This window comes from Chryseobacterium candidae, from assembly GCF_004916905.1.
In the GTDB taxonomy this organism is placed as follows: domain Bacteria; phylum Bacteroidota; class Bacteroidia; order Flavobacteriales; family Weeksellaceae; genus Chryseobacterium; species Chryseobacterium candidae.
Genome location: NZ_SDLV01000035.1, coordinates 1 through 13,020, shown reverse-complemented (window position 1 = coordinate 13,020; position 13,020 = coordinate 1). Strand labels below are relative to the sequence as shown.

Sequence of the window (13,020 nt, the reverse complement as noted above, 5' to 3'; positions counted from 1 at the left end):
AATATAATTATCTAAATTTACCTGGAAAAGTTACCCAAAACTCCAAAGTAACAGATTATATTTACAGAGCAGACGGCGTGAAGGTAAGAAAAGTTTTCGGTACAGAAACAACCGATTATCTGGATGGTTTTCAGTATGTAAATTCTGCATTGAAATTCTTCCCTACGGTGGAAGGATATTTTAATGTTGAAACCGGAAAATATGTGTACAATTATACTGATCATCTTGGAAATACAAGATTAAGCTACGCTAAAAGTGGAGCAGGATTAGAGATCATTGAAGAGAGTAACTATTACCCGTTTGGATTGAAGCATGAGGGATATAATGCTTTATTAGGAAATCCAGCGTATAAATACAAGTACAATGGGAAGGAGCTACAAGAGACAGGGATGTATGATTATGGCTGGAGAAATTACATGCCTGATGTGGGGCGTTGGACGCAGTTAGATCCATTAGTTGAAAATACAGAAGATCCTTATGCCTATGTTTATAATAATCCGATAATTTTAATGGATCCTGATGGAAGAGCTCCAGATGATGGTGGAGATGATGATTGTTGTAATGAATTTTTTACTGGGGTAAAAGAGGGTTTTGTGGGAACATTCAAAGGAATTGGAAATTTCATAGCTCATCCTATTGATGGAACAAAAAATGCAGTTAAAAATTACACTTGGAGTGATTATGGTGATAGTGTAGCTAATTCTATGACATTTGGTATTTATGGAACGGCTAAAACAGCAGGAGCACTGATACAAGGAGATTCTAAAACAGCAGGGAAAACAACAGGGGAAAAAGCAGCAGAAGTTATTATTGTTGCGGCTACAGATGGGTTGGGAAGAGGAATTAAAGGTATAAGAAATGCTAAAGATCCTGGCTTAGGAAATCAGTTCAAAACAAAAACGACTTCGCAGGTAAATAATGCAATGGAAAAACAAGTTAACAAAGGGAAATTAGATAAAGTTTATACAGACCCTAAAAGTGGTTCAACTTCTTATAAAAATAAGAAATCTGGTTATTCATATAATGTAGATACTGGAAAATCAGGGAAAACGGGAAAAAAAGTAGAGCCTGCACATATTGATGTTAACTATCCAAATCCTAAGCCTAAAAACATGCCACCTAAGAAAAAATTACCAACAAAAGAAGATTAATATGATATCATTTATAAATTACAAAGGTGTTCCTGAACAATTAGAGGTTATTGTTGATAAACAAGGAATAGAGGAATTAATAGAATATTTAAAATTTGTTAAGCAAAGTGAAGATCATATACACTTAACATTAGGAACAGAGTTACACGAATACCCTGAAAATCTAGAGCCAGGGGTTATAAATGTAAAATCAGTAAGATTAGAATTTTATAAATCTGATATTTTAGATTCCGATGTCAAAGTTTTATAAATTTCCCCTCCTCATTGCTGGAGCAAGCGTCGAGCTTATGCTATGATGACAATAATAGAACCACCGCTCTGGCGGTGGTTTTCTTGTTTTGTATTAGGAAACAGAACTAAAGTGCTACAATATTTTTAAGTTTAGAAGCTTTGATAAAAGCATCGATGGTTGCAAAAATATGAGCTTTTGTATCGCTGTCGAGTTCTTGTATTGCTTTTAGTTTTTTCAGCGTGTCGTTGTAAATCTGTTCGTATTGTCCGTCTTTTACGAGATAATCAAGTGTAACTCCGCTACGCAAAGTTTATAACTTTGCGCAGATAAAAAATAAACCCTCCCTCTGCTGGTGCAAGTGTCTCGCTCGTGTCCCATGGTTATATAAATAAGTTCTAATAATTATACTTCTCATCCAATATAATTATCTAAATTTACCTGGAAAAGTTACCCAAAACTCCAAAGTAACAGATTATATTTACAGAGCAGACGGCGTGAAGGTAAGAAAAGTTTTCGGTACAGAAACAACCGATTATCTGGATGGTTTTCAGTATGTAAATTCTGCATTGAAATTCTTCCCTACGGTGGAAGGATATTTTAATGTTGAAACCGGAAAATATGTGTACAATTATACTGATCACCTTGGAAATGTCAGGTTAAGTTATGCCAAGAATGGAGCAGGCACAGAGATCATTGAAGAAAGTAATTATTATCCTTTTGGATTGAAGCATGAGGGGTATAATGGATTAACAGGCAACCCAGCATATAACTATAAGTACAACGGTAAGGAGCTTCAGGAGACTGGGATGTATGATTATGGAGCGAGAATGTATATGCCGGATTTGGGAAGATGGGGTGTTTTGGATCCGTTGGCAGAGAAAATGACAAGACACAGTCCTTATAACTATGCGTTTAATAATCCTATTAGATTTATTGACCCTGATGGAAGGGAAGGAAAAGGATGGATTAAATCAGTTGTTGATGGACAAACATCTTGGACTTATGACAAAGATGTTCATTCGCTACAAGATGCAAAAGATAAAAAATATACTGGTGCTACAGAATATCAAGATGCCTTAACAATAACTGGGACAAGTAATGGACAACAAAATTATCAATATACTTTAGATGCTTCAGGTGTGGCAACCGACTCTAGTGGAAAAGTAATGACAGAATCTTTTACAACCGGGGCAGGAACTCAAATTGGAGTTAATCCTGACAGTCAAATGTTGGCTTCTATTGGCAGTATACAAGGAGGAACAGGATTTTATGCTGGACTTACTGGTAGTATTTTAGTTGGAGGAGGAATTACAGCTTCATTAGGTCTTGTACAAGACGGGAATGGTCATGTAGAAACATATTTTACATTAGGCGGAGGCTTAGGTTTTGGTGTTTCAGGAGGTATTGAGGGAGGTGCAATCATCCCGACAGATCCCAATCACACATTTGTTACTTCTGAATTTAGAGGTACAAGTATTACATATTCTGGAGGAGAAGGACTTGTTAATGGCTCTTTTGGAGGAACATTTAGTGATAAATATAAGGGGTTTAAAAATGCTGATAATTTTGATATGTCTCATTTTGGAGTACACACTCCAGATGGATACAGAACCAAAGGCTTTGGAATTATTAAGGGAAGTGCAGGTCTGCCTGTTTCTTGGGCAAAAACAAATACTTGGGTAAGTGGAAAATAAAATTATTCAAATAGATGGTAGGATTAAAAATTATATAAAATATTGTTTTCTTGCTATATTTTTTGTTATTTTCTTTTTAGTTTTTTTCCGTAAGAAAACAACCGAAAACAGTCTAATTGATTATGAAATACATGCGAAAGTTGTTGATATTTATAGAGATAGGAATGAACATAATTTTTTATTTGTAAAATATTCCAATGGTTCGGTAGAATTATTAGATTATCCATATAAAATTGGAGATTCCATATCAAAAAAGAAAGGAGACTCAATAGAATATATACTTAGGAACGGTACTTGGTTGAAAAATAACTTAATTCAACAGGACAAAAAAACAAATATTAAATAAATGACTAGTCCTGAAAAAGGTTGACTAGTTTAATATTTCAAATATACTTAAATCAGAGTAGGAATTTTCCTATTCTGATTTTGTTTTTTGTATGTTTTTAATTTCACGTTATTTTTCATATGCACTTGGCTACCGGGGAGAGCAAGGTAGAATAGCGCCCAATATTCTGGAGAGGAACTTTAAGGCAGATCAGCCCAACAGAAAATGGGCCACTGATGTGACAGAATTTAACGTTTCGGGCAGTAAATTGTATCTTTCGCCGATAATTGACCTTTACAATGGCGAGATTATCAGTTACGATCTTTCGGAAAGGCCAGCCTTTGCACAGGTTATGAATATGCTCAAAAAAGGACTCAGAAAAATCAAGAATACTGAAAACCTCATTATCCACTCTGATCAAGGCTGGCAATATCAGATGAAAGCCTATCAGCATCTGTTAAGAGAAAAAGGCATTATCCAAAGTATGTCCCGCAAAGGAAACTGTCTGGATAATGCAGTAATAGAAAATTTCTTTGGAACTTTAAAATCTGAAATGTTCCATACCAAGAAATTTAAAACCATTGATGAACTCCCCCGCTCCCGCACGATTACATCGTGTGGTGAAGTTATAATTATAAAACCACTGCACAGCAGTGGTTTTTATCTTTTATCTCTTATTTTCCAAGCAGCTTTTCCAGCCTGCTCATCATTTCATCCTTTTCCTTTAGCATGCGTTCATACAACGCAATTTTTTCTTCGTGAAGGGAAATTAACTTTTCTATTGGATGAAAGTTTATTGTACCATAGTTAAAAGAGTTACTAAAAGCATGCTCTCCAAAGGTATTAGCAATAACATTCACAGCCTGCTCCTCATCAAAATTTTGAAAAGCTTCTACAGGAATTTTCAGCACTTCGGATATTTTTTCGAGCAACTGGTTTTCAATGGTTTCTTTTTGTTCAAGTAAAGAGATCTTCTTTTGGTTCCAGTCTTCACCTAAATCAAGAGCCAATGCTTCCTGCTTTATTCCAAGCATTTCTCTGAAACGTTTTACATTTCTTCCCTGATGTATTTTGTAGTCCATTCTTTAATCAATTTGTGAAGATTCAAAGATAATACATTCTGTAAAGTAAAGGTTAAAAAATATCCGGTAAAATATCCTGTTATACCTGTAAAAGTGCCGGGAGCTGGTGTATCAAATGTCTTCAACAGGTTCGGAAGTGCTTTTGGCCACTATAGAAAGTGTCTGCAGCTGCTCATTAATTGGTTATAGCCATTTCGTAAACTGCCTGAAGCCATTTAAGAAATGCCTTCACACACTTTGGTAAGTATCTCCGGGCACTTTATCAAATAGGTATAACTATTTTACAACCGCCTCAAACGTTTTCATAACTTCCTACAGCCTTTTACTCAAGCAGCTGGAGACCGTTATGGAACGCCCTTCAGTCCCTTATATAACCGGGTATAGCCCCTTATCCAAGGGGGTAGAAGGAGTTGATGAAGGGGGATCGTATCTTATAAAAGTGGCTGATGATTGTATTTTCTGATAGATTTTACATAAAACCTCCGCTGCAATTCATTGCAGCGGAGGTTTTTTATATTTTCAAACCATTTATTCTTCCTCTCTTTCTCCTAGAGATTCTTTCAGCTTGATGAGTTCAGCTTTTACAAACTCCAGGCGGTCAATCAGAGTGATGGTTTCTGAAATTTTACTGTTGGTGGTCAGAGCGATGCGGGCACCGTCCAGCGTGTATCCTTTTTCTTTTACCAGATGGTAGATCATCTGAAGATTTTTGATGTCTTCAGGAGTGAAATACCGGTTTCCTTTTCTGTTTTTTTTAGGCTTGATAATCGGGAATTCCTGTTCCCAGTAACGTATTAATGAAGTGTTTACATCGAATGCTTTCGCAACTTCTCCTATAGAATAATACAGTTTATCAGGTAAATTTATTTTCATTTTACAACTCCTAAACTTCAAAGATAAAAATTTTTTAAAGTTTAATCCAAAATATATTGTAAAAAGTGCGGTCATACTTTGTTTCAAAGGTATTTATGGGGTTAAATTTATCATTCAGAAACAATGTTTGTTGTCGCAGATATAAAGGATCATGATAAACTGGTTCTTTTTTGTCTAAATTTGTGAATGCTTACGATATATACATATAAATGAATCCGATTTCTGTTCTTCATATTGACCTTTTTCAGGCGGGTAAAAATACTTCAGATTTTTATTTTAACACAATGAAGAATCATTTGGTGGTGGGACATCGTCATATAGAAAAGCCTCACAGACATGATTTCTATGCTGCGGTTCTTTTTACCAAAGGAACAGGAGTACATGAAATAGATTTTCAGAGGTATGAAGTTTCGGAAGGAAGTCTTTTCTTTCTGTCGCCGGGGCAGATTCACAGCTGGGAGCTTTCGGAGGATATTGACGGGTATATTTTCTTTTGTTCCCAGGAGTTTTATGAAATGCATTATGTAAATCAGAAACTCAGAAATTTTCCCTTTTTCGGGTCTGTATCTTTTCCGAGAAAACTGCAGTTGGATGCTGGTGAGCTTAAGAAAAATATTAGCTTATTTCAGGAATTGGGGGAAGAACATCAGACTAAAAGTATCATGAAAGAAGGTCTGATTTTATCATTGATGTCTCAGATTTTTATCAATGCTGCCAGGTTGTTTTCAAGGGACTTTGATACAATGGATTCTGCTGCAGGACTTTCTTATTTTAAACATTATCAGGATTTTGAAAATCTGATTGAACAAAACTTCACAAAACATAAATCCATTACCTATTATGCTTCTTTATTAGGTATCTCATCCAAACATCTGAACAGGATTGTGCAAACTGTTGTTCAGAAAACGGCTACTGATATAATTACAGAAAGAGTGGTACTGGAAGCCAAAAGAATGCTCATGTATCTGGATGAAAGCCTCGTAGAAATTGCTTTTCGTTTAGGATATGAAGAATATTCCTACTTTGTAAGAGTATTCCGGAAAAGTTCCGGAATGACTCCTACGCAGTTTATGAGGAAATATAAGGCTTAATGAGTGTAAAGCTCAAGGTTTATGAATTAAAGTAATAGAAGGAGGAGGAAAGTGGGATTATTGTGAACCACCCCGTCAAAAATTCTTTGAATTTTCGCCACCCCTCCAGCGGAGGGGAATTAGGGAAATATCAACTACTATTCTTATCCCTGCAACCTATCATCTATCATCTTCAGCCTAAAGAGCCAACTTAAACGGTCCTTCAAAAGTAGTTTCAAACGAATCTACCAGCTGTCCTTTTTCATCAAATACTCCGATGACCATGTTTTGTTTTGAGAATTTAATTTCGTCTTCAGGAAAGGAAATGTTGATGTTTCCTTTCAGGATCTGATCCCCTTTCAATATGATTTTTTCAGAACCGAAGTAGGTTATTTCTGCATTCGTGGGCGTGATCACTTTAATGGTAAGGGTCTTTTTCTCGTTGGATTTATTCAGAAGGGTATAAATAAAAGTGTTGGTGATTTTACCGTTTTTAACAAAGAATGTAGAACCTGCCGGTTTGATGAATTTGGCTTCCATAGAACCACGGTCGTACATTAAAAATCCCAGGAATCCAATTAACAACGCAAGGATAACAGTTGTTGCTTTCATTCTTGGCGTAAAGCGGAATTTATCCTGGTTTTCAATCTCAGCTTCTGTGGCATAACGTACCAGCCCTTTAGGTAAACCAACTTTCTCCATGATTTCATCACAGGCATCGATGCAGGCTGTACAGTTCACACATTCCAGCTGCTGTCCGTTTCTGATATCAATCCCTGTAGGGCATACCACAACGCATTGGTTACAGTCTATACAATCTCCTTTTCCTGCCGCTTTTCTGTCTTCGTTATTTCTCCATTTTGCGCGGCCTTCACCTCTTTTAAAATCATAATATACATTGATGGTCTGCTTATCAATCAATACTCCTTGCAGTCTTCCGTAAGGACAAACCAGCGTACAAACCTGCTCACGAAGCCATGCGAAAACAAAATAGAACGCCAGCGTAAAGAAGATCATAACTATAAACTTCAGTGAGTTGCCTTCAGGTCCTTCACTCATAATGCGGAAAACCTCTTCGTATCCTACAATATACATGAACATAAAGTGGGAAATAACCAATGAAATTAAAAGGAAAACAGACCATTTCGTCAGTCTTTTTCGTATTTTCTCTGCATCCCATTCCTGTCTGTCCAGCTTCATCTGCTTATTTCGGTCACCTTCAATCCAGTATTCGATTTTGCGGAAAACCATTTCCATAAAAAGAGTCTGAGGACACAGCCAGCCACAGAATATTCTTCCGAAAACGACCGTAAACAACATCACAAAAATAACAGAAGTTACAGCGCCTAAAGCCAGGATAAAAAAATCCTGCAGATAAAAGGGCTGTCCAAGGATAAAAAACTTTCTGTCGATCACGTTAATGAGAAGAAAAGGATTATTATTGATCTTTACAAAAGGCAGCCCAAAGAAAATAGCAAGAAGAAGATAGCTGGTGTAATTCCTGTAGTTGGTATACTTTCCTTTTGGTTTTCTTGGGAAAATCCATTTTCTTTTCCCGGTTTCATCCATGGTTCCCACGGAATTTCTGAAATCTTCATTTTCAATTTCCAAAGACTTGATATTGTTGGACTCTGCGCTCATTGTTTATGCTATAAAGTATTTTGGTACAATTTTCATCCTGACCGGTCTTATTTTCAGATTGATGTTTCTATGAAAAAATGATCGATTCTGGTATTGCAAAGCTCCGGATTATATCTTTTTATTACTAATATGATCTACTTCCAAAATAGGATAATTAGGACATTTTGTCTCTGTTGTTTTTATTGTATCAAAATGAGAAAATATTTTGATACTTTTGGCCCATATCGTAAATTGCAGCATTAAAAATGAAGTATGAAGAATATCTTTAAAATAAGTATGATTGGTTTGGTTTTCGCATTGGTAAACTGTCAATCAGTAAATTATAGTAAAATGTTTTATGAAGGAGTACAGCCGGAAATGGTTTCCGACAAGTTCAGTTTCACAGAAGGGCCATCAGCAGATAAAGAAGGGAATGTTTATTTCACCGATCAGCCTAATGATAAGATTTATTATTGGGATTGGAAAAGCAATAAGGTGATAGAGTTTTTAGATAAAACAGGAAGGGCCAACGGAACTCACTTTGATAAAGATGGATATTTGATTACCTGTTCAGACGATCAGGGAGAGATCTGGAAGATATCCAAAGATAAAAAAGTAGAAATTCTGCTAAAAGGTTTTGAAGGGAAAAGACTGAACGGTCCCAATGATGTATGGAATGATGAATTTGGAGGAATGTATTTTACAGACCCTTTGTATGAAAGAGACTACTGGATAGGCTTCAAACAGGAAATCCAGCATAAAAGCCTTTATTACAGGGATAGGACAGGAAAAGTCACCAAACTGGATACATTCACACAGCCCAATGGAATTGTAGGAAGTGAGAAATTAAAGAAATTATATATTTCTGATATTGACGCCGGACAAACCTATGTATATGATATACTGGGAGAAGGAAAATTGTCTGAGAAAAAACTGTTCTGCGAAATGGGTTCAGACGGAATGGAGCTGGATAAACATGGAAATCTTTATCTGACAGGAGACGGTGTACATGTTTTCAGCCGTTTGGGAAAGAAAATCTATCATATTTCTATTCCTGAGAAATGGACATCCAACGTGGCTTTTGGAGGAAAAAATAATGATATTCTGTTCATTACTGCCTCAAAATCTGTATATACTTTCCCTACAAGGGTGAGGGGGATTAAATAGTTTTATGCCATAGCGACGAAGCAACCTCTTTTTATTACAGATGAGATTGCTTCACTTCGTTCGCAATGACAATTTAGGGGAAAGTCTAATAAGCAATCTCCATTTTCACTTTCTTACCTTTCAGTTTTTCATTCTGAAGTTTTCTTAAAAGAGCATTTACTTTATTTCTGGCAACGGCAACATAGGATGTAGTGTCCTTTACTTCAATAATTCCTACATCTTCTTTCTGAAGCTCTCCCTTCTTTAGCAGATATCCTACAATATCCACTTTGTTCACTTTGTCTTTTTTTCCTGCACTGATGTAAACAGTCTGGAAAGGTGTTTTTTGCGGAACTCTGGTAAATCCGGCAACACTTTCTTCAGGAGTATCATTTTTAATGAACGGGAAATTTTCCTCTTCAGTCATGATCAGGTAGACAAAACCTTTGGCATTCATTCTTGCGGTACGTCCGTTTCTGTGGATGAAGGCATCTTCTTTTGGAGGAAGCTGGTAATGAACAATAGATTCTACCTCAGGAATATCAAGTCCGCGGGCAGCTAAGTCAGTTGTGATAAGAATTCTTGCAGAGTCATTACGGAATTTCAGCAATGCACGCTCTCTTTCATCCTGTTCCATCCCGCCATGGAAAGTTTCTCTGTCGATTCCCATCTGGTGAAGAAGTTCAGAAATACGGTCTACAGCATCACGGTGGTTGCAGAAGATCAAAGTTCTTTTATTTCCGATTTTACAAACCAGATTGAAAAGCGTATCCAGTTTCTCCTCAGGAATAGTCATCACTTTTCTCAGCTGCAGGTCTGGTTTTATATCATTTTCTTTAAGGAAGCTGATTACTTTTTCATCTTTTAAGCCCGTAAAAGCCGGAATTTCATCCATAGCCGTGGCAGATGTTAAAATTCTTTGAGAAAGTCCCTTTAGAGAATTGGAAATGAATTCCATATCATCATGAAAACCCAGTTCCAGAGCTTTGTCGAATTCATCAAGAACCAGCGTTTTAATCGTTTTCGGATCAAAATTGTTATTTCTTAAGTGGTAAACAACTCTTCCCGGAGTTCCAATCAATACAGCAGGAGCTTCAATCAGATTATTAACCTCAATTTTTTTGTCATGCCCTCCATAGCAGACAGAAACTTTAAAATCTGTCCCCATGGATTTAAAAACCTGCTCAATCTGTAAGGCAAGTTCCCGGGCCGGAACCAATATCAATGCCTGAACACCCTGAACATTTTTTTTCAGATTCCTGAGAACAGGAAATAAAAAGGCTAGCGTTTTTCCGGATCCCGTAGGAGAGAGTAAAACAATGTCTGTATTGTTTTCAGACGTTTTATAAGTAGATTTCTGCATTTGATTCATATCCTGAATCTGCAGTTTTTGATAGATCGGCTGTAATTCCATGCTGCAAAGGTAGTGAATTTTGGAGTTTGAGGGTTTAGAGTGGAAGAGTTTGAGGGTTTGAGAGTTTGAGGGGATAGGATAGTGTGGGCCTACTTTAATTCTGTATTACTGTCATTCTGAATGAAGCGAAGCGAAATGAAGAATCTCATTTTGTCTTCTACTTATTATGGATACTTCAGGAACTGCTTTCGTAAACTTTCAGTGTATGCTCAGTGTGACAGCGGATATTGCCTCATTCTGAATTTAAGACAGTTAGTATTAGAATGTCATGCTGAGACCAGCCGAAGCGTTCTTTTAATCAAGATGTTGATTTTTAAATATATAAGTTAGATGTCAGCGTGCTGGAATCTATTGTTTATTTTAAATAAAATTCATATCTTTGCACCCACTTTTGTGGCGAAAAGGTTTGAAGGGTAAATTACTTACAATTAATTACTTCCGTATTTTTTAATCTGCATTTATTCAAACCGTTAAAAAAGAAGGAATACAAATTTTATTAGAAAATGTCAAAAGAGACAAATTCAGCAGAGGTTTTATTAAACCAAAACGTAGCACCAGAACAATTTGATTGGGATTCATTCGAATCAGGTCTTGATGCAGATGCGAGAAAAGAAAAAAGCGATTTAGAGGAAATCTACAACGGATCATTAAACAACCTGGACGATAATGACGTTTTAGTTGGTAAAGTTGTAAGATTAACTGATAAAGAAGCTATCGTAGACATCAACTTCAAATCTGAAGGTGTTATCTCTCTTAATGAATTCCGTTACAACCAAGGCCTTAAAGTAGGTGACGAGGTAGAAGTAATGGTTGACAAGAGAGAAGACAAAACCGGACAATTACAGTTATCTCACAGAAAAGCTAGAACGCTTAAAGCTTGGGATAAAGTAAACGAACTTCACGAAACTGGAGAAATCGTTAACGGTTTTGTTAAATCAAGAACTAAAGGTGGTATGATCGTTGACGTTCACGGAATCGAAGCATTCTTACCTGGTTCTCAAATTGACGTTAAGCCAATTAAAGATTACGATCAGTTCGTAGGAAAAACTATGGAGTTCAAAGTTGTGAAAATCAACCCTGAGTTCAAAAACGTAGTAGTTTCTCACAAAGCATTGATCGAAGCAGATATCGAAGGTCAGAAAAAAGAAATCATCGCTCAGCTTGAAAAAGGTCAGGTTCTTGAAGGAACTGTTAAGAACATTACTTCTTACGGTGTATTCATTGACTTAGGAGGTGTAGATGGATTGATCCACATTACAGACCTTTCTTGGTCTAGAGTGAACCACCCATCTGAAATCCTAGAAGACGGACAAACTGTAAAAGTGGTTATCCTTGATTTCGATGATGAGAAAACAAGAATCCAGTTAGGTATGAAGCAATTAGAAGCTCATCCTTGGGATGCTCTTTCTGCTGACATGAAAGTAGGAGACAAAGTAAAAGGAAAAGTAGTAGTTCTTGCTGACTATGGTGCATTCGTAGAAATTGCTCCAGGTGTTGAAGGATTAATCCACGTTTCTGAAATGTCTTGGTCTACTCACTTAAGATCTGCCGGAGATTTCGTAAAAGTAGGTGATGAAGTAGAAGCTGAAGTATTAACTTTAGATAGAGAAGAAAGAAAAATTTCTCTTGGTATCAAGCAATTGTCTAAAGATCCATGGGAAAACATCGAAGCTAAGTATCCTGTAGGATCTCAGCATGTAGGAACTGTAAGAAACTTCACTAACTTTGGTGTATTCGTAGAGTTAGAAGAAGGTATCGACGGATTAATCTACATCTCTGATCTTTCTTGGACTAAGAAAATCAAGCACCCATCTGAGTTCTGCGCAGTAGGTGATAAATTAGACGTTGTAGTTCTTGAATTAGATATCCAGGCTAGAAGATTATCTCTAGGTCACAAGCAATTGACTGAAAACCCATGGGATAAATTCGAAACCAAATATGCTGAAGGAACTATCCACGCTGGTAAAGCTGTAGAAGTTCACGATAAAGGAGCTTCTGTTCAATTCGAAGATGCTGAAGTAGAAGCATTCTGCCCTTCAAGATTATTAGAGAAAGAAGATGGATCTAAAATCAAAAAAGGTGAAGATGCTCAATTCAAAGTAATCGAATTCAACAAAGAATTCAAGAGAGTAGTCGTATCTCACACAGGTATCTTCAGAGACGAAGAAAAGAAAAACGTTAAAGAATCTTCTTCTAGAAACGTAAGTTCTTCTTCTAACAACGAAGAAAGATCTACTCTTGGAGACATCGATGCATTAGCAGAGTTGAAAAGAAAAATGGAAGAAGGTAAATAATCTTTGAACCATTGATAAATAAGGAGCCGCTCAAATGAGCGGCTTTTTTTATGCGCATAAGGCAGGAGTGTAAAATGGGATCAAGCGCAAAATTTGGGGACTAGGCAAAAAGTTTAGCT

At 36.5% G+C, this 13,020-nt stretch carries 11 protein-coding genes and 2 pseudogenes; 8 read left to right on the top strand and 5 right to left on the bottom strand.

All coding sequences use genetic code 11. The annotated features are described in order from the left end of the window. The coding region (locus EK417_RS21325) for an RHS repeat domain-containing protein (RefSeq protein WP_136522793.1) at positions 1 to 1,151 on the top strand (1,151 nt) is incomplete at its 5' end. A 1-nt stretch (position 1,152) separates the two neighbouring features. Continuing rightward, on the top strand, positions 1,153 to 1,401 hold the full coding sequence (locus EK417_RS16545) for a hypothetical protein (RefSeq protein ID WP_136522792.1): 249 nt from the start codon (positions 1,153 to 1,155) through the stop codon (positions 1,399 to 1,401). A 106-nt stretch (positions 1,402 to 1,507) separates the two neighbouring features. Here EK417_RS16545 and EK417_RS16540 read toward each other — a convergent pair whose 3' ends face one another. Next, positions 1,508 to 1,690 carry a DNA-binding protein gene (locus EK417_RS16540; protein ID WP_136522791.1) on the bottom strand — a complete coding sequence of 61 codons (183 nt, stop codon included), beginning with the start codon at positions 1,688 to 1,690 and terminating at the stop codon, positions 1,508 to 1,510. Between the two features lie 106 nt (positions 1,691 to 1,796). On the opposite strand from EK417_RS16540, the pseudogene EK417_RS21440 reads away from it, so the two are divergent. The 3 genes and pseudogenes from EK417_RS21440 to EK417_RS21435 all read left to right on the top strand — a co-directional run. After that, positions 1,797 to 2,336 (top strand): annotated as a pseudogene (locus EK417_RS21440) (RHS repeat-associated core domain-containing protein); the annotation flags it as partial. Between the two features lie 730 nt (positions 2,337 to 3,066). Then, a complete protein-coding gene (locus EK417_RS16530) occupies positions 3,067 to 3,423 on the top strand; it encodes a hypothetical protein (protein ID WP_136522789.1) in 357 nt (118 codons plus the stop codon). 130 nt (positions 3,424 to 3,553) lie between these two features. Next, positions 3,554 to 3,994: pseudogene (locus tag EK417_RS21435) on the top strand (IS3 family transposase); the annotation flags it as partial. An 82-nt stretch (positions 3,995 to 4,076) separates the two neighbouring features. Here EK417_RS21435 and EK417_RS16520 read toward each other — a convergent pair. Both EK417_RS16520 and EK417_RS16515 read right to left on the bottom strand, forming a co-directional pair. Continuing rightward, a complete protein-coding gene (locus tag EK417_RS16520; RefSeq protein WP_136522787.1) occupies positions 4,077 to 4,484 on the bottom strand; it encodes a helix-turn-helix domain-containing protein in 408 nt (135 codons plus the stop codon). A gap of 528 nt (positions 4,485 to 5,012) precedes the next feature. Then, complete coding sequence (locus EK417_RS16515) at positions 5,013 to 5,357, bottom strand: MerR family transcriptional regulator (RefSeq protein WP_076597126.1); 345 nt, start codon at positions 5,355 to 5,357, stop codon at positions 5,013 to 5,015. Between the two features lie 209 nt (positions 5,358 to 5,566). Between EK417_RS16515 and EK417_RS16510 the strand changes: the two genes are divergently transcribed. Beyond that, positions 5,567 to 6,448 carry an AraC family transcriptional regulator gene (locus tag EK417_RS16510; protein WP_136522786.1) on the top strand — a complete coding sequence of 294 codons (882 nt, stop codon included), beginning with the start codon at positions 5,567 to 5,569 and terminating at the stop codon, positions 6,446 to 6,448. A 177-nt stretch (positions 6,449 to 6,625) separates the two neighbouring features. Here EK417_RS16510 and ccoG read toward each other — a convergent pair whose 3' ends face one another. Beyond that, entirely contained in the window at positions 6,626 to 8,068 is a 1,443-nt protein-coding gene (gene ccoG / locus EK417_RS16505) for a cytochrome c oxidase accessory protein CcoG (protein ID WP_076597124.1), read from the bottom strand. A 252-nt stretch (positions 8,069 to 8,320) separates the two neighbouring features. On the opposite strand from ccoG, the gene EK417_RS16500 reads away from it, so the two are divergent. Further along, a complete protein-coding gene (locus EK417_RS16500; protein ID WP_136522785.1) occupies positions 8,321 to 9,214 on the top strand; it encodes an SMP-30/gluconolactonase/LRE family protein in 894 nt (297 codons plus the stop codon). An 85-nt stretch (positions 9,215 to 9,299) separates the two neighbouring features. On the opposite strand, the gene EK417_RS16495 is transcribed toward EK417_RS16500, so the two are convergent. After that, the gene (locus EK417_RS16495; protein ID WP_136522784.1) at positions 9,300 to 10,607 is read right to left on the bottom strand and encodes a DEAD/DEAH box helicase; all 1,308 of its coding nucleotides are present in this window, start codon (positions 10,605 to 10,607) and stop codon (positions 9,300 to 9,302) included. 503 nt (positions 10,608 to 11,110) lie between these two features. Between EK417_RS16495 and rpsA the strand changes: the two genes are divergently transcribed. Next, positions 11,111 to 12,901, top strand: a complete 1,791-nt coding sequence (gene rpsA / locus EK417_RS16490; protein WP_076597121.1) for a 30S ribosomal protein S1 — start codon at positions 11,111 to 11,113, stop codon at positions 12,899 to 12,901. Positions 12,902 to 13,020: the final 119 nt, after the last annotated feature.